This is a genomic window from Exiguobacterium sp. UBA6309, assembly GCF_002439205.1.
Classification (GTDB): domain Bacteria; phylum Bacillota; class Bacilli; order Exiguobacteriales; family Exiguobacteriaceae; genus Exiguobacterium_A.
The window spans coordinates 296,339-314,119 of record NZ_DJTL01000025.1 but is presented as its reverse complement, the minus strand read 5'-3'; the positions used below and the strand labels follow the sequence as shown (position 1 = coordinate 314,119).

General features: G+C 49.1%; 20 protein-coding genes and 1 riboswitch. All 20 genes read left to right on the top strand.

All coding sequences use genetic code 11. The annotated features are described in order from the left end of the window. Nucleotides 1–24 precede the first annotated feature (24 nt). The 20 genes from B3M90_RS08065 (at nt 25) to B3M90_RS07970 (ending at nt 17,730) form a co-directional block, all read left to right on the top strand. Nucleotides 25–477 (top strand): DinB family protein, encoded by a 453-nt coding sequence (locus B3M90_RS08065; protein ID WP_290757616.1) that lies wholly within the window; start codon nt 25–27, stop codon nt 475–477. A 34-nt stretch (nt 478–511) separates the two neighbouring features. Continuing rightward, a complete protein-coding gene (locus tag B3M90_RS08060) occupies nt 512–874 on the top strand; it encodes an arsenate reductase family protein (protein WP_290757620.1) in 363 nt (120 codons plus the stop codon). A gap of 64 nt (nt 875–938) precedes the next feature. After that, nucleotides 939–1,322 (top strand): glycine cleavage system protein GcvH, encoded by a 384-nt coding sequence (gene gcvH, locus B3M90_RS08055; protein WP_029342437.1) that lies wholly within the window; start codon nt 939–941, stop codon nt 1,320–1,322. A 98-nt stretch (nt 1,323–1,420) separates the two neighbouring features. After that, nucleotides 1,421–1,702 carry a thioredoxin family protein gene (locus tag B3M90_RS08050; protein ID WP_023469167.1) on the top strand — a complete coding sequence of 94 codons (282 nt, stop codon included), beginning with the start codon at nt 1,421–1,423 and terminating at the stop codon, nt 1,700–1,702. Nucleotides 1,703–2,240: 538 nt separating this feature from the next. Beyond that, nucleotides 2,241–2,879, top strand: coding sequence for a class I SAM-dependent methyltransferase (locus B3M90_RS08045; protein ID WP_290783280.1), 639 nt, complete (start codon nt 2,241–2,243; stop codon nt 2,877–2,879). Between the two features lie 3 nt (nt 2,880–2,882). Further along, nucleotides 2,883–3,347, top strand: coding sequence for an S-ribosylhomocysteine lyase (locus tag B3M90_RS08040; RefSeq protein WP_023469165.1), 465 nt, complete (start codon nt 2,883–2,885; stop codon nt 3,345–3,347). Continuing rightward, complete coding sequence (locus B3M90_RS08035) at nt 3,344–4,267, top strand: PLP-dependent cysteine synthase family protein (protein ID WP_023469164.1); 924 nt, start codon at nt 3,344–3,346, stop codon at nt 4,265–4,267. Before B3M90_RS08040 ends, B3M90_RS08035 begins: the two co-directional genes overlap by 4 nt. Further along, nucleotides 4,260–5,426, top strand: a complete 1,167-nt coding sequence (locus B3M90_RS08030; RefSeq protein WP_214727831.1) for a bifunctional cystathionine gamma-lyase/homocysteine desulfhydrase — start codon at nt 4,260–4,262, stop codon at nt 5,424–5,426. The genes B3M90_RS08035 and B3M90_RS08030 overlap by 8 nt, the downstream gene beginning before the upstream one ends. 57 nt (nt 5,427–5,483) lie before the next feature. Continuing rightward, nucleotides 5,484–5,588: riboswitch (SAM riboswitch) on the top strand. A 78-nt stretch (nt 5,589–5,666) separates the two neighbouring features. Then, complete coding sequence (locus B3M90_RS08025; protein WP_195864563.1) at nt 5,667–6,689, top strand: methionine ABC transporter ATP-binding protein; 1,023 nt, start codon at nt 5,667–5,669, stop codon at nt 6,687–6,689. Next, the gene (locus B3M90_RS08020; RefSeq protein ID WP_290783276.1) at nt 6,686–7,351 is read left to right on the top strand and encodes a methionine ABC transporter permease; all 666 of its coding nucleotides are present in this window, start codon (nt 6,686–6,688) and stop codon (nt 7,349–7,351) included. The genes B3M90_RS08025 and B3M90_RS08020 overlap by 4 nt, the downstream gene beginning before the upstream one ends. A gap of 32 nt (nt 7,352–7,383) precedes the next feature. Next, the gene (locus tag B3M90_RS08015; RefSeq protein WP_290757636.1) at nt 7,384–8,217 is read left to right on the top strand and encodes a MetQ/NlpA family ABC transporter substrate-binding protein; all 834 of its coding nucleotides are present in this window, start codon (nt 7,384–7,386) and stop codon (nt 8,215–8,217) included. Between the two features lie 79 nt (nt 8,218–8,296). Continuing rightward, the gene (locus B3M90_RS08010) at nt 8,297–9,547 is read left to right on the top strand and encodes an MDR family MFS transporter (protein ID WP_290783274.1); all 1,251 of its coding nucleotides are present in this window, start codon (nt 8,297–8,299) and stop codon (nt 9,545–9,547) included. 133 nt (nt 9,548–9,680) lie between these two features. Further along, a complete protein-coding gene (sufC, locus tag B3M90_RS08005) occupies nt 9,681–10,466 on the top strand; it encodes a Fe-S cluster assembly ATPase SufC (RefSeq protein WP_023469158.1) in 786 nt (261 codons plus the stop codon). 18 nt (nt 10,467–10,484) lie between these two features. Next, on the top strand, nt 10,485–11,762 hold the full coding sequence (gene sufD, locus B3M90_RS08000) for a Fe-S cluster assembly protein SufD (protein ID WP_056062861.1): 1,278 nt from the start codon (nt 10,485–10,487) through the stop codon (nt 11,760–11,762). A 1-nt stretch (nt 11,763) separates the two neighbouring features. Next, nucleotides 11,764–12,987, top strand: coding sequence for a cysteine desulfurase (locus B3M90_RS07995; RefSeq protein ID WP_290783271.1), 1,224 nt, complete (start codon nt 11,764–11,766; stop codon nt 12,985–12,987). After that, nucleotides 12,977–13,411: a Fe-S cluster assembly sulfur transfer protein SufU gene (gene sufU, locus B3M90_RS07990; protein ID WP_035406013.1), complete on the top strand. Its 435-nt coding sequence runs from the start codon at nt 12,977–12,979 to the stop codon at nt 13,409–13,411. The genes B3M90_RS07995 and sufU overlap by 11 nt, the downstream gene beginning before the upstream one ends. Nucleotides 13,412–13,447: 36 nt before the next feature. After that, on the top strand, nt 13,448–14,845 hold the full coding sequence (gene sufB / locus B3M90_RS07985) for a Fe-S cluster assembly protein SufB (protein ID WP_023469154.1): 1,398 nt from the start codon (nt 13,448–13,450) through the stop codon (nt 14,843–14,845). A gap of 87 nt (nt 14,846–14,932) precedes the next feature. Further along, nucleotides 14,933–15,487 carry a dihydrofolate reductase family protein gene (locus B3M90_RS07980; RefSeq protein ID WP_214852615.1) on the top strand — a complete coding sequence of 185 codons (555 nt, stop codon included), beginning with the start codon at nt 14,933–14,935 and terminating at the stop codon, nt 15,485–15,487. A 77-nt stretch (nt 15,488–15,564) separates the two neighbouring features. Then, nucleotides 15,565–16,407: a DUF72 domain-containing protein gene (locus tag B3M90_RS07975; RefSeq protein ID WP_290783269.1), complete on the top strand. Its 843-nt coding sequence runs from the start codon at nt 15,565–15,567 to the stop codon at nt 16,405–16,407. 21 nt (nt 16,408–16,428) lie between these two features. Beyond that, a complete protein-coding gene (locus B3M90_RS07970; RefSeq protein ID WP_290783267.1) occupies nt 16,429–17,730 on the top strand; it encodes a bifunctional metallophosphatase/5'-nucleotidase in 1,302 nt (433 codons plus the stop codon). The last annotated feature ends 51 nt before the right edge of the window (nt 17,731–17,781 follow it).

Below are 17,781 nucleotides of genomic sequence, written 5' to 3'. Positions count from 1 at the left end.
TTTTGGTTGGAGGAGGAAAACGAGATGCGCCAAGAATTGGTTGAACTGCAATTTGCGATTGCCTACTATCAATCCCTTGAACGTTTGTCGCCGGAAGAATGGGATCTGCCGCTTGCCCTTAACAAGTGGACTGTCCTGGAATGCGTCAGCCACCTCTATTTATGGGACCGGTTTTATTACGATCATGCCATCTCGAAGTTACCGGATGAACCGCTGACACTGGTCGAGACGGATTTTGATCAGTTCAATCGACTGGCGGTCGAATATGCGCATCATATCGATCCGCTTGCTTTGTTAAAAAAAGCGATCAGCGTCCGGAGTGACATCGTCAATCACCTCGATCGTCTGTCTGATGAGGAATTTGCGGCGACCTATGAGAATTTTCGACCGCAAGAATTCGTCGAATCGTTCGTTGCCCATGACGCCCATCATCAAGATCAAATCGACGGGGCGCTCGCACGCTTGAAGCAGAAGTGATCCATCTGCTACTCTTGAAGGTGAGGTGATGAACATGACAACAACAGTCACGATGTACGGCTACCCGAAATGTAGTACGTGCGTCAAAGCGAAAAAAGCACTCGAACAACACGGTGTCGAAGTCGATTACAAACATATCGTCGAGGAGACACCATCTGCAACGACGATTCAGGAACTCCACCAAAAAAGTGGGGAGCCGTTGAAGAAATTCTTCAACACGAGTGGTCAATCGTACCGTTCGCAAGGAATCAAGGATAAACTTCCAGAGTTATCGGAAGACGAGCAATACAAGTTGCTCGCAAGTGACGGCATGTTGCTGAAGCGTCCGATCGTCACGGACGGGAAAGACGTTACGATCGGTTTCAAGGAAGAAATGTATCAAGGAAAATGGTATTAAGTTCAGAGTCGATTTTGGTATACTGAACACGTTAGTCCAAATTAGTCCACAGGGGGAATCGGAAATGAGTCAAGTAAAAGACAACTTACGCTATTCGGAAGAACATGAATGGGTCGAAGTATCAGGAAACAAGGCGCGCATCGGAATCACGGATTTCGCGCAACACGAACTCGGGGATATCGTCTTCGTCGAATTGCCTGAAGTCGGGGATACGATCTCAGCAAACGAGCCATTCGGTTCAGTCGAGTCGGTCAAGACAGTCTCGGAATTATACGCACCGATCTCTGGTAAAGTCGTTGCCATCAACGAAAACCTTTCGGATTCCCCAGAACTCGTCAACGAGTCACCATTCGAAGGTGCTTGGATGGTCGACATCGAAATCGAAGATGCTTCACAAGTCGAGGCATTGATGGACGCTGCAGCGTACAAATCGATGATCAACGAGTAATACTTAACGAAAAGAGAGTGAACGAGGCGCTTGCGTTTCGTCCGCTCTCTTTTTTTTGTATACTGACGACAGATACCACGAAGAAAGGAGCGACCGTCATGCAAGAGGTCACGACCGTCCCGGAAAACGGGCTATTGTATGTCTATGCACCGATGTGCGGGACATGCGCCATTGCGGAACGTATGCTCGATATCGTCGAAGCGACGGAATCAGGTCAATCGATTCAGAAGGCGAACGGGAATTTCATTCCGGATTTCTTAGAAGAAGCCCGTGTCATGAGTGTTCCTGCGTTGTTGCGAATTGAAGAAAATCAAGTCGTAGAGCGACTTTATGCCTTCCAGTCCGTCCAAAACGTCTTTGCTTTCTGTCAAGAACGGTAAGAAAAGTCCGACTGGATTTTTCTTTTTATTAAATTGTCGGAATATTTACAATAATCCGTTGACAACGCAGAAATATGAATGGTATATTCATAACAACTTCTAGAAATGCATTATAGGAAGTCTAGCAGAGATGATCGTTCAATACGATTCAAGTCCTGAACCCTTTCTCCCATCCTAAGCCGGTGTATTGTTTCCCCTTAAGTCGTCCCCCAAAGACGAAGCGGTGCAATGAACGGGTGGTGGATCGAAAGGACCGATCAGGAAGTGAACGTAAGCTGGCGATCATGTCGAACAGGCGCCGTCCTCCACGCGGAAGAGCGAACAATTCCGAATGGAGCTGGGTTTTCCTTCGTAGCATTTCTAACCACATTATTCGTGTTGTCGGTTCGCCGGCAACGCCTTTTTTTGTTTTCTGGAAGTTTTTCGAGCCGGTCGCTTGCCAGGATAGAATCTCCTTGCTACAATGCGAATATGGAAAATTACTTTAATTCATATCCGATTACTCGGAATTAACTGGTGAGATGGAGGACGACAAGGCATGACAGTACGTTTTATGGATGTTTTCACAGAATGGGCATCGACGTATGACGAGACAGTAACCGGACACGATCCGGAATATAAAGAGGTTTTTCGTCGATACGATGAGATTTTGGATACAGTAGCGGATAAAGCGCAGTCGCCGGTCATTGAATTCGGAGCAGGCACAGGGAACCTGACACAACGTCTTCTGGCACGTCACGACGCCGTACTCGCCGTCGAACCAAGTCCGGAGATGCGGGCAATCCTGACGGAAAAGATTCCGTCGCTTGATGTACAGGATGGTCACTTCCTCTCGTTCGAAGCGAAGGAAGCACGCAGTTTCGTTTCGACGTATGCGTTTCATCATCTAACAGATGAGGAAAAGGGAGAAGCAATCGAACTGATGGCATCACATTTACCGGCAGACGGAAAAATCGTCTACGCGGATACGATGTTCGTCTCAGAAGAAGCACGCCAGCAAACGATCCGTGAAGCACGTGCTCAAGGGTTCGACGCGTTAGCGGAAGATCTCGAACGCGAATTCTACCCGTTGATTCCAGTCATGGAAGAATTGTTTAAAGCACGGGGATTCACTGTTAAATTTATACAATACAATCACTTCGTCTGGCTCGTAGAAGCCGAGAAAATGGGGGAATAAATCATGGCACTTCAAAAAATGAACGTCGAAAGCTTCAACCTGGATCACACGAAAGTCAAAGCACCTTATATCCGTGTCGCGGGTTATAAAGAAGGTAAAGTCGACCAAGTCGTCAAATACGATATCCGTTTCACACAACCAAACGTTGAGCAAATGCCGATGCGTGCGATGCACACACTCGAGCACTTACTTGCTGAAAACATCCGCAACTACTCGGATGATGTCATCGATGTCTCGCCGATGGGATGCCAAACAGGTTTCTACATGGCGATGATGAACTTCGACTCTGTCGAAAAAATGAGCGAACTCGTTGAGAAGACGTTGAAAGACGTCCTTGCAGCAGAAGAGATTCCAGCGCAAAACGAAGTCCAATGTGGATTTGCGAGCGCACATGACCTCAAAGGAGCGAAGCACTATGCCGAGAAAATGCTTGCCGGTCGTGATGAATGGGACATCGTCTTCGGATGATCGCGAACAACGTCCGCGACCTCGTCGGAAACACACCACTCTACGAGATCACTTCATTCGATTTGCCTGCTGGTACGCGCATTTTGGCGAAGCTCGAATGGATGAACCCTGGGGGCAGCGTCAAAGACCGCCTTGGCATTCAACTCGTTGATGCAGCAATCGAAAACGGACATGTGACACCAGGCGGTACGATCATCGAGCCGACAGCCGGGAATACCGGCATCGGCTTGGCGCTTGCCGCTAAAAAATATGATCTTCAAGTCATCTGTGTCGTTCCTGAAAAATTCAGTCAGGAAAAACAGACGTTGATGCGGGCACTCGGCGCAACCGTCGTCAACACGCCGACTGAACTCGATATGCAAGGGGCGATCGACCGGGCAAAAGAACTCGGTCAGGAAATTCCGAACAGTTACGTTCCGTTACAATTCGAAAACGAAGAGAACCCAGTCACGTATCAGCGGACACTCGGTCCTGAGCTGATTGCGGACTTGCCGCACATCGACTGGTTCGTTGCCGGTTGTGGTTCAGGTGGTACGTTCGCCGGAACAGCGGACTTCTTAAAACAACGTCTCGGTACAAAAGCAGCGATCGTCGAACCGGAAGGCTCCGTCTTAAATGGTGGTCCAGCCGGTCCGCATAAGACAGAAGGCATTGGAACAGCGAAATGGCCAAGTCTCGTTCCGCGTGAACTCGTCGACGAGATTCATACGATTTCTGACCGCGATGCATTTGACGCGGTTCATACACTCGCTGCTCGCGAAGGATTACTCGTTGGTAGTTCAGCAGGTGCAGCGCTCGTTGCTGCGCTTGATATCGCAAAGCGTCACCCCGGCAGTACGATCGTCACCGTCTTCGCAGACAGTGCCGAACGCTATTTAAGCCAACAAATCTTTGAAAAGGTGGACGAAACTCATGCGTAAGAAGACAGCATTGATTCATGGAGGAACAGGTGTCGACCGGGCAACAGGAGCCGTCACACCTCCGATCTATCAAACAAGCACATACAAGCAGGATAAAATCGGTCAACTCAAGGACGGATACGAATACTCACGGACAGCGAACCCGACTCGGACGAGCATCGAACGTTTGATTGCGGATCTCGAGGGCGGCGCACGTGGTTTTGCCTTCGGTTCTGGGATGGCAGCGATTCACGCCGTCTTCCACTTGCTTGAGTCTGGCGACCACATCGTCATGACGGATGATGTCTACGGTGGTACGTTCCGCTTGATGCAACGTGTCTTACCGAAGTTCAACATTCAAGTGACATTCGTCGATACGACGGACCTTGCGGCAACGGAAGCAGCGATCCAAGACAACACGAAGATCGTCTACGTCGAAACACCGACGAACCCGTTATTGAAAGTAACGGACATCGCAGCGATCGCAACGATCGCCAAACGTCACGATCTTAAACTCGTCGTCGACAACACGTTCGCGACTCCATATCATCAACAACCACTCGCGCTCGGTGCAGACATCGTCTTGCACAGTGCGACGAAATACATCGGCGGACACTCGGACGTCGTCGCTGGACTTGTCGTCGTTAAAGATGATGCGCTCGGCGAAGAGTTGCATTTCATCCAAAACTCGACAGGCGGCGTGCTTGGACCGCAAGACAGCTTCTTGCTCGTCCGTGGTCTTCGTACGCTCGGTATCCGGATGGATGCAATCGAAGAGACAGCACATGATCTCGTTGCGTTCCTACAAGCGCAAGATATCGTCTCGAACATCTTCTACCCAGGACTTGCATCGCACCCTGGTCACGACATCCAAGCGAAACAAGCGACTGGATTTGGTGGGATGATCAGCTTTGATGTCGGTTCAGCAGCGAACGCAGAAAAACTCGTCGAGGCGACACATTTCTTCACACTCGCTGAGAGTCTTGGTGCCGTCGAGAGCCTGATTTCCGTTCCGGCACGGATGACGCACGCGTCGATCCCAGCAGAACGTCGGGCAGAACTCGGCATCACGGACGGTCTCGTCCGGATTTCAGTTGGACTTGAGGATGCGGAAGATTTGAAAGAAGACTTAACACGTGCTTTCACGTTCCTCGAAAAAGTTTCTGAAAAAACTGTTTGACAACAAAAATAACCCCTGCTAATATTCAGAATATATTCTACAAACTTAATACCGAAACTCTTATCGAGAGTGGTGGAGGGACTGGCCCGATGAAACCCGGCAACCGCGGATCTAATCCGAAGTGGTGCTAATTCCAGCAGACAAAAGTCTGGGAGATGAGAGCAAATGGTTTTGTGTACTGAAAAGTGCGCGCGTTTGCTCTAAAACGCGCGCACTTTTTTTATTTTAGGAGGGACAGTAGTGATTCGTTTACAAGACGTAGGAAAGATTTATCGCTCAAAGCGCGGAGCGGTCGAAGCCGTAGCGAATGTCGATCTGACAATCGAGCGCGGTGAAATTTTTGGAATAATCGGTTATTCCGGAGCAGGGAAATCGACCTTGATCCGATTGCTGAATATGCTTGAAGCACCAACGAGTGGTTCGATTCAAATCGATGGTGTTGAGATGACATCACTCAAACCAAAAGAATTACGAGGCGTCCGCAAGAATGTCTCGATGGTCTTTCAGCACTTCAACTTACTCTGGTCACGGACGGTTGAAGAAAACATCATGTTCCCACTCGAGCTCGGTGGCTTCCCGAAAGCACACCGCAAGGAACGGGTAGCGGAATTGATCCAACTCGTTGGTTTAGACGGACGTGAAAAAGCCTATCCGTCGCAATTATCGGGTGGTCAAAAGCAACGTGTCGGTATCGCTCGGGCACTGGCATCGAACCCGGACGTTCTCTTATGTGACGAGGCAACAAGTGCACTCGACCCGAAGACGACGGACTCGATTCTTGAGTTACTTGTCGATATCAACGAAAAACTGAAACTGACGATCGTCTTGATCACACACGAGATGCACGTCATTCAAAAAATCTGTCACCGGGTCGCTGTCATGGAAGCCGGTAAAATCGTCGAGCAAGGACCGGTTGCAGAAGTCTTCCGTCATCCGAAGCAAGCGATGACGAAGGAGTTTGTCAAACAATTGACGTCGCCGTCGGAAAACGAGTTGACGTTCGCGAAACTACGCGAACGGTACCCAACCGGAAAAATCGTTCAGTTGACGTTCGTCGGATCAACAGCGGAAAGCCCGATCCTCGCGGAAGTCATGAAGGATTCACCGGTCCTGTTTAATATCATCGGCGGAAACGTCGGTCAATCGCAGGAAGGGGCACTCGGTACACTGTTCATTCAGTTGATCGGGGAAACAGCAGCAACACAAGCGGTCATCACGAAGCTTCAAGCCAGTGATGTTGAAGTGGAGGTGGATCACCGATGATTTCATTCTTTGACAACCTAGATTGGGACATGGTGTGGGAAGCGACAGGCAGTACGATCTATATGACGGCAATCGCTGGGTTTTCGACATTCGTTCTCGGTTTGATCATTGGTTTACTATTGTATGCGACAAACGAAGAGTTATTGTTCAAGAATCGGGCGTTCTATTCAGTGTTGAGCTTGATCGTCAACGTCTTCCGTTCGATTCCGTTCATCATCTTACTGATCTTATTGATTCCATTTACGACAGCGATCGTCGGTTCGTTCCTCGGACCAACGGCAGCATTACCGGCACTGATTTTCGGTGCTGCACCATTTTACGGTCGGATGGTTGAACTCGCGTTACGTGAAGTCGATAAAGGTGTCATCGAGGCAGCTGAATCGATGGGGGCGACGAAGTTCCAAATCATCTATAAAGTCTTAATCCCGGAAGCATTGCCTGCCATCGTTTCTGGTATCACGGTCACACTCGTCTCACTTGTCGGTTATACGGCAATGGCCGGAGTAGTCGGCGGAGGTGGACTTGGGGACATGGCCTTTATCGAAGGATTCCAGCGTTCTCAAAACGATGTCATCGTCATTGCGACACTCTTAATCTTAGCGATCGTCTTCGTCATCCAAATCATTGGTGATTTGCTGATCCGTGCGATCGATAAACGTTAATTCGAAACTTAATCATATTGGAGGAATCATTCATGAAAACTTGGAAAAAATTCGTAGGTACTGCTGCTGTATCCGTCTTAGCTATTAGTCTTGCTGCATGTGGCGAAAAATCATCAGGATCAGACAGCGACGACAAAACACTTGTCATCGGTGCTTCAAACGTACCGCACGCTGAGATTCTTCAGCACGTTAAAAAAGAATACGAAGCAAAAGGTTACAAGCTTGAAATCAAGAAGTTCCAAGATTACGTACTTCCGAACAAAGCGCTCGCTTCAAAAGAAATCGATGCGAACTACTTCCAGCACGTACCGTATCTTGAGCAACAAGAGAAAGAAAACAAATCGTATAAGTTCGCGAACGCAGGTGGCGTCCATGTTGAACCACTCGGTATCTACTCGAAGAAATACAAGTCACTCGATAAGTTGCCAAACGGTGCAACGATCTTAACGAGCTCAAACGTCGCGGAACGCGGTCGTGTCTTGACGTTCCTTCAAAACGAAGGGTTGATCAAACTCAAAGACGGTAAAACGACAGATGCACAACTCGGCGATATCGCGGAGAACCCGAAGAAACTTAAGTTCAAAACGAACATCGAAGCATCGCTTCTTCCGCAAGCTTACAAAAACAATGAAGGCGACGCCGTCCTCATCAACACGAACTATGCGATCGATAACGGTCTGAACCCGTTAAAAGACGCGATCGCTTCAGAAGATGAGTCTTCACCATACGTCAACATCATCGTCACACGTGACGGCGATGAGAAAGACAAGCGTGTCACGACACTTCTCGATGTCTTGCACGAAAAGAAAAACCAAGATTGGATCCTCGACAAGTACAAAGGTGCAGTCGTTCCAGTCAGCAAATAAGTTCACCGAATCCGGCATCCTTCCTATATAATGGAAGGATGCTTTTCATTTGTCTGAAACAGGGGTTAGGGGGAATCATATGCAACGCATTCGTCAACTGCATCCGTTGACACTCGGGGTCTTGTTCGGGACGTTTTTCTCGCGTCTCGGAACGTTCATCACGATGCCGTTCTTCGCCATCTACATGACGACCGTCCTGAAGTTTGATCCGGTCGATGTCGGCTGGGTCCTCAGTATCTCAGCGATCGCCAGCCTCATTATGAGTTTCATCGGTGGTACCTTGTCGGATCGGTATGGTCGCCGGGCGATGATGCTTGCCGGAACGATCGGATTCGCGATCGTCTTCATTGCGCTGGCACAAGTCGAGACGTTCTGGGCATTCTTTACGCTCAGTGCCTTGAACGGGGTCTGTCGCTCAATTTTTGAACCGTCCGCCCGTGCCTTGATCAGTGATACGACGGATGAAGCGAACCGGTTGTTCGTCTTCAATATCCGTTACGCGATGATCAACATCGCAGCAGCGATCGGACCGGGAATCGCTTTACTGCTGAGTGCAGGGAACACGTCCGCGACGTTTTACATCACGGCGTTCGTCTATATCGTGTACGGGGTGATGATCGGTATCTTATTCAAACGCTATCCGATCACTGAGACGCATGGTGGGAAAAAGGTGTCGTTTGGAGCAACGGTTCGTCTGTTGCGGACGGATATCGCCTTTACGCTGGCACTCGCCGGCATCATCTTCGGGGTCTTCGGCTACAGCCAGTTCAATTCGACCTTGCCACAGTTCTTGACGGAGACGTCACTCCTTGAAGGCGGGAAGACACTTTATGCGATCTTGATCACGATCAATGCGATCACCGTCTTGATCGTGCAATATCCGATCATGAAGTTCGGTGTCAAGACGTCACCACTCGTCTCGATCACGACCGGAATTGCGACCGTCGCTGTCGGATTGTTCATCATCGGTAATGTGAGTTCGATTTGGCTGATGGTCGTCGCGATGGTCATCTTCACGTGCGGCGAAGTCATGATGTTCACGATGACTGATATCTTGACCGATCGGTTCGCAAAACCAGAATTACGGGGCAGTTATTTCGGGGCAATGGGCTTGACGTCGATCGGACAATCAATCGGTCCAATTGCCGGCGGACATTTATTAAGTTTATATGGAGCGGACCGTCCGTTACCGATTTTCGGGATTTTAGCGGGCTTGACATTATTCGGAATACCACTGCTCCTACTGTCACAACGGATTCATCGGACTTCGACGATCGAGGAACTGGAGGAACCGGTGAAACTTTCGAATGATTCTCAACAAAACGCATGATTTTGAGAAAAAACAACGAGCGATGACGCTTGAATAATACGCCATGTTTCTTTAAGATTAGAATGATACTAAATTAGTAACGCTCGTGTTCTGAATCGTCAGTCACGAAATGAATAGATGGAGGGATTCTAACATGAAGGCTTCACACTTGAAGATTGAAGATCTACACGTCGCGATCGACGGCAAGGAAATCTTGAAAGGCGTCAACTTGGAAATCAAAGGCGGGGAAATCCACGCGGTCATGGGACCAAACGGGACAGGTAAATCAACACTCGCATCAGCATTGATGGGTCACCCATCGTACGAAGTGACATCTGGTTCAGTCACACTCGACGGCGAAGACGTCCTCGACATGGAAGTCGATGAGCGCGCACAAGCAGGTATGTTCCTCGCAATGCAGTACCCAAGCGAAATCAGTGGTGTTACGAACTCGGACTTCCTTCGTTCAGCGATCAACTCGCGTCGTGAAGAAGGCGATGAAATCTCACTCATGAAATTCATCCGTGAACTTGATTCACAAATGGGACTTCTCGAGATGCCTTCAGAAATGGCACACCGTTACCTCAACGAAGGTTTCTCTGGTGGAGAAAAGAAACGTAACGAAATTCTTCAGATGATGATGCTTAAACCAGCAATCGCGATTCTCGATGAAATCGATTCAGGTCTTGATATCGATGCACTTAAAGTCGTTGCGAAAGGTGTCAACGAAATGCGTTCACCTGAATTCGGCTGCTTGATCATCACACACTATCAACGTCTCTTGAACTATATCGAGCCAGACTTCATCCACATCATGATGGGCGGAAAAATCGTCATGTCTGGTGGTAAAGAACTCGCACACCGTCTCGAAGCAGAGGGTTATGACTGGGTTAAAAAAGAACTCGGCATCGAAGACGTCGAAATCGAAACAAAAGCGTAAGACGAGGGAGGAAGCATGATGACTGTAGAACTGAATCTTGCAGTAAATCGCGAGGCAGTGGCAGAACGTGCGACTCGCTTAGGGGAACCATCTTGGATGGTCGCAAAGCGTCAAGACGCGCTTGATCTTGCCCCAACGCTCGCATTGCCAAAAGTAGAAAAAATCAAGATCGAAGGCTGGAACTTCACAGAAGGTACGACGGAACTTGAAACCGTCACTGGTCTTTCTTCAGATATCGAAGCATTGATCGGCGAAAACCGTGATCACATGCTCGTCACACGTAACGGACAACTTGTCCACGCGCAAAACAGTGAAGCGTCGAACGGCGTCATCTTCACGACGCTCGAAGACGCATTAAAACAACACCCGGAACTCGTCGAGAAGTACTTCATGACGGAAGGTGTTCAAGTCAACGAAGATCGTCTTGCGGCATTAAACGCAGCACTTCGTAACGGCGGTACGTTCCTTTATGTACCAAAAGGCGTCAAGCTGTCTGTACCAATGCAAGCGATCTACACGCTTGAGCAATCAGGCGCTGCCCTTTACCATCACGCAATCATTGTCGCAGATGCTGACAGCGAATTGACGTATATCGAAAACTTCGTCTCTTACGGTGACGAAGCGCATAACGTCAACGTCGTCACAGAAGTATTCGTCGAAGACAACGCAAAAGTTCTCTTTGGTGGTGTAGATACACTATCTAAAGGTGCCATCACGTATATGAACCGTCGCGGTGTCGTCAAACAAGGCGCAAAGCTCGAATGGGCACTCGGTCACATGAATGACGGTCACACGGTTACAGAAACAAAAACACACCTCGTCGGAAACGATTCGTTCTCAGATACGAAAGCCGTTACGGTCGGTCGTGGAGAGCAAAAACAAAACTTCAACGTCCGGACGGACCATTTCGGTAAAGGATCAGAAGGTTTCATCTTGATCCACGGTGTCCAAAAAGACGCAGCAACATCGATCTTCAACGGAACGTCGATGATCCATCACGGCGCTTCGAAATCAAACGGCGTTCAAACGGAACGTGTCCTCATGTTGTCTGAAAAGGCACGTGGTGATGCGAACCCAATCCTCTTGATCGATGAGGATGACGTCATGGCAGGACACGCGGCATCTGTCGGTCGTGTCGATGAACTACAACTCTACTACTTGATGAGCCGTGGCCTTTCACGGAAGGAAGCAGAACGCCTCGTCGTTCACGGATTCCTCCAGCCGGTCGTCTCGGAACTTGCGATTGACTCGGTGAAAGAACGTCTCGTTCAAGTCATCGAAGGGAAAGTAAACTAATATGGGAATCGATGCATCCATCCGCAATCAGTTTCCGATCCTCGACCAACAGGTCAACGACCGGAAACTCGTCTATCTCGATAGTGCGGCCTCTTCGCAGAAGCCGCTCGTCGTCATCAATGCGATTGACGACTACTATAAGACGATTCATTCGAATGTGCACCGTGGCGTCCATACGCTCGGAACACGAGCGACGGATGCGTACGAAGGTGCGCGTGAGAACGTTCGTCGTTTCATCCAGGCGCAACACCATGAAGAAATTATCTTTACCCGCGGCACGACGACGGCGATCAACATCGTCGCGTCAAGCTACGGTATGGAGCATGTCGAAGAAGGCGACGAAATCGTCGTTACGTACCTCGAACACCATGCGAATCTCATTCCGTGGCAACAAGTCGCTAAACGCAAAAAAGCGAAGTTGAAATACGTTGATTTGACAGCGGATGGTCGCGTGACGGTCGAAGCGGTCGAAGCACAACTGTCTGACCGGACGAAAATCGTCGCGATGGCACACGTCTCGAACGTTCTCGGGACAATCAATCCGATCAAAGAAGTCGCTCGTCTTGCGCACGCTCGCGGTGCCGTCATGGTCGTCGATGCTGCGCAAAGTGCGCCACACCAACGGATCGATGTCACGGATCTCGACTGTGACTTCCTCGCTTTCTCCGCACACAAGATGTGTGGTCCGACAGGCGTTGGTGTCCTTTACGGGAAAAAAGCATTACTCAATGCGATGGAACCGGTCGAATTTGGTGGTGAGATGATTGATTACGTCGGTCTTGAAGAGTCGACGTTCAAACCGTCTCCATATCGTTTCGAAGCGGGTACACCGATCATCGCAGGCGCTGTTGGTTTATCGGCAGCGATTGATTTCTTAGAAGAGATTGGTTTAGAGAACGTCGAAGCACACGAACGTGAACTCGCGCAGTACGCGATGGCACAAATGCGTGACATCGACGGACTAACGATTTACGGTCCGGAAGAACGCGTTGGACTCGTCACGTTCAATCTCGGTGATGTCCATGCACATGACGTCGCAACCGTCCTTGATATGCAGGGAATCGCGGTTCGCGCCGGTCATCACTGTGCACAGCCCCTGATGCGTTGGCTCGGAGCGAGCTCGACGGCTCGCGCTAGCTTCTATCTCTACAACACGAAAGAAGAGGTTGACGCACTCGTGACAGGACTTCGCCAAACGAAGGAGTATTTCAGTCATGGATTTTAACAATCTCGATCACTTGTATCGTCAAGTGATCATGGATCATTATAAAACTCCCCGAAATCGCGGTGCGATCGAGGGGGGCGTCACGATCGACATGAACAATCCGACGTGCGGCGATACGATTCGTCTCCAGCTCGCGATTGAAGACGATGTCGTCCGTGATGCGAAATTTGACGGGGAGGGCTGCTCGATCAGCATGGCGTCTGCTTCAATGATGACGCAACTCGTCAAAGGTAAGACTATCGATGAAGCCTTACGACTCGCGGATATCTTTTCGGACATGGTCCAAGGAAAAGACTATGACGACGAATCGTTCGACCTCGGGGACGTCGAGGCACTCTCGGGTGTCACGAAATTCCCGGCACGCATCAAATGTGCGACACTTGCCTGGAAGGCGCTCGAACGCGGCGTAGAAGAAGGGAAGTAAACTTCGGTCACAAGCAAGTAAGAGGAGGAAATGAACATGGCAAAGAACATGCCGGAAATTGGCGATTATAAATATGGTTTCCACGATCGCGATATCTCGATCTTCCGTTCTGGACGTGGCTTGACGACTGAAGTCGTCGAAACGATCTCGAAAATGAAGGAAGAACCACAATGGATGCTTGATTTCCGTTTGAAATCACTCAAGATCTTCAACGAACAAGCGATGCCCGCGTGGGGTGGCGATCTCTCAGAATTGAACTTCGACGACATCACGTACTACGTCAAGCCGTCTGAACGGGCAGAGAAATCGTGGGATGAAGTACCGGAAGAAATCAAACGTACGTTTGACAAACTCGGTATCCCTGAAGCAGAACAAAAATACTTGGCAGGTGTCTCGGCTCAGTACGAGTCAGAAGTCGTCTACCACAACATGAAAGAAGACCTCGAAGAAATCGGTGTCGTCTTCAAAGATACAGATACAGCGTTAAAAGAAAACGAAGATATCTTCCGTGAGTACTTCGGAAAATTAATCCCGCCAACAGACAACAAGTTCGCAGCTTTGAACACAGCGGTTTGGTCAGGTGGATCGTTCATCTACGTACCAAAAGGTGTTAAAGTCGACACGCCGCTTCAAGCCTACTTCCGCATCAACTCGGAAAACATGGGTCAATTCGAGCGGACGTTGATCATCGTTGATGACGAAGCATCGGTTCACTACGTCGAAGGATGTACAGCACCGGTCTACACGACGAACTCGCTTCACTCAGCGGTCGTTGAGATCTTCATCAACAAAAACGCTTACTGCCGTTACACGACGATCCAAAACTGGGCGAACAACGTCTACAACCTCGTTACGAAGCGTGCAATCTGTGAAGCTGGCGCAACGATGGAATGGGTCGATGGTAACATCGGTTCGAAACTGACGATGAAATACCCAGCCGTCATCCTCAAGGGTGAAGGTTCACGTGGTATGACATTGTCGATCGCGATCGCTGGTAAAGGTCAACACCAAGATGCGGGTGCGAAGATGATTCACTTAGCACCGAACACATCGTCGACGATTGTCTCGAAGTCGATCTCAAAACACGGTGGTAAAGTCACGTATCGCGGTATCGTTCACTTCGGACGGAAAGCGACAGGCGCACGTTCGAACATCGAATGTGATACGCTCATCATGGATAACCAATCGACGTCAGATACGATTCCGTACAACGAAATCCTCAACGATAACATTTCGCTCGAGCACGAAGCGAAAGTCTCGAAGGTCTCGGAAGAGCAATTGTTCTACCTCATGAGCCGCGGGATTTCACAAGAGGAAGCAACGGAAATGATCGTCATGGGCTTCATCGAGCCGTTCACAAAAGAACTCCCAATGGAATATGCGGTCGAAATGAACCGTCTCATCAAGTTCGAGATGGAAGGTTCAATCGGATAATTCGTCTTACTCTCTCATCTGCGGATGAGGGAGTTTTTTTCATGACTTGAGGAAAACGGGTATAGGAGAGAAAGAGGAGGGATTACTATGCGTGACATCGTTTATTCCTTTCAAGTCTCACTTGACGGTTATATCGAGGATGCGTCAGGCAGCATCGATTTCGCTTCACCGGACGCGGAACTGCATCAGTACTTCAACGATTATGAGAGAGCGTTCGATACCCATGTCTATGGACGTCGTTTGTATGAAATGATGCAGTACTGGGAGACAGCGGATCAAGAAGACGAGCCGATCATCGTTGAGTATGCGAAAACGTGGCAGGCGCTTGAGAAGATCGTCTTCTCGCGAACGCTCGACGCTGTCGAAGGAAAAGCGCGTCTAGCGACCACGTCGCTTGCCGAGGAACTTCAAGCACTAAAAGCCTTACCTGGCAAACAGATTGCGATCGGTGGGGCAACGCTTGCTGCTGAAGCGATTGAGCTTGGACTCGTCGACTGTTATCATGTCGTGATTTACCCGGTTCTCCTCGGAGGTGGAAAACGAATGTTTCCAGTATTTGATCAACCGCAACACTTAAAAATGATCAAAACACAACGCTTCGAATCAGGATGTATCATACTTGAATATGAACGTTTAAATTGAAGCATTGAAGAAGAAATCCCGGATTCTGCTATGCTATGATGAATAGGCAGAATAGAACACGCGAGGGGGAAGAGAGCATGATATATATCGGTGTCACGGGCTGGGGAGATCATGATAGTCTCTACTTGACCCCGCAAGATCGAAAAGAAAAACTAGCTGCCTATGCTGGGCATTTTCCAGCAGTTGAGGTCGACTCGACATTCTATGCGATTCAACCGGAACGAAACTACGAAAAATGGACATCTGAGACACCGGACGGGTTCCGCTTCATCGTCAAGGTCCACCGCGCGATGAGTGGGCACGACCGGGAAAATAAAGATCCGCTCGGACCAATTTTTGAACAATATATCGCGTCGATCGAACCGATGCGTAAGAGTGGAAAAATTGCGGCAATCCTTGTCCAACTTCCACCATGGTTCGATGTCAGTAAATTGCACTTGGAATACTTGCAAACGATCCGAAAATCGCTTGCTGGACTGCCAGTCGCGATCGAATTCCGAAATCCATCGTGGTATTCGGAAGCTTATCGTGAGCGGACGCTCCGTTTTTTGAAGGAACATCAGTTCATCCATACGATTTGCGATGAACCGCAGACCGAAGATGGTTCGGTGCCGTTCGTACCGGTCGTGACGCAGGAGACGGCATTCATTCGATTACATGGACGAAACAAGGCCGGTTGGTTAAAGAAACCGGGTCAAAGCAGCGACGATTGGCGAAAAGTCCGCTGTCTCTATCGGTACTCGGAAGATGAGCTACAGGAACTTGCAAGTCACGTCCGCGACGTTGCAGCGGAAGCAAAGGATGTCTATGTCTTTTTCAATAACAACTCAGCAGGAGATGCTGCCCCGAATGCGAAACGATTAATCGAAATTCTTGATCTCGACTATGAACTCGCGCCGCGACAAATCTCTTTGTTTTAAATCATCAAGGGGGGCTTCTGCATGAAGTTACACATCATTCACTATAATGATTTGCACTCACACTTCGACATGTGGCCTCGCTACATGTCATTCGTCAAGGAACATCGGACGTATGATTCGCTCGTCTTTGATCTCGGCGATCATGCTGACCGTGTCGATCCAGCGACGGAAGCAACAAAAGGAAAAATCAATACGCATCTACTGAATGCGTTGATGCCGACTGCCGTGACGATCGGGAACAATGAAGGCATCACGTTTCCGCATGACTGGTTAGCGAATCTCTATACGGAAGCAGACTTTCCAGTCCTTGTCTCGAATTTAGAAGCACCATTCGCCAAGCAAGGTGTCATTCATGAGTTACCGACGGGAAAAGTCGGTGTTTTTGGTCTGACGGCACCGTATATCGAACTATACGGTTTACTCGGTTGGACGATCGAAGAACCATTTGACGTCGCGGCGCGCGAGATCGAACGTTTGCGCCAGGAAGTCGACGTCCTGATTTGTTTAAGTCACCTCGGATTTTATCAGGATGAAGAACTTGCGATGCGCTTTCCAGAACTTGATTTAATCATCGGTGCGCATACGCATCATGTCCTCGATGATGGTGTCGTCAAGAACGGTGTCTTAATCACGCAAGCCGGAAAACACGGTCAGTATGCGGGTGAGATTTATATGAATACGGATACGGGTGAGAAAGAAGCAGTACTTCATTCCCTACACGATTACGTTGAGGATGAGGCAACAGCGAAATTACTCGATCGAGAACAATATCTGGCGGAACAACAGATGAAGGAACCGATTGGCGAGACAGCGGGTCTAGCCAATGATTGGTTCAGTGAGTCGCCGTTTTCACAGTTGCTCGTCGAGACGATGCGCGACTGGTGTGAGGCAGATATCGCTTGTGTACCAGCCGGTATTCTGCTCGGGTCGCTTCCACCAGGTCCCGTCTCTCTCTTTGATTTACATCGACTCTGTCCACATCCGATCAATCCTTGTAAAGTCACGATGACAGGAATGGAATTACAAACATTCCTCGATGAAGTCAACACAGAACAGTTCGAGCACTTAAAGGTTCGTGGTCTTGGATTCCGAGGAAAGTTGATGGGACGGATGCATTATGCTGGTTTGGCGGATCATCAACCGCTTGAGCTAACACGCGATTATTCTGTCGTCTTGCCGGATATGTTTACGTTCGGTCCATTATTCCCGGCCATCAAAGAGATGCCCAAAGAATATTTCATGCCTGAATTGTTGCGTGATTTGTTGTTTGAACGCTTATCGGAGAAGTCGGAATATAATGAATTGCATGTTCGCAAACCCTGATTGTTTGTTATACTAAAGCAGACATGAATTGACTTTTTGGGGATGAAGGGG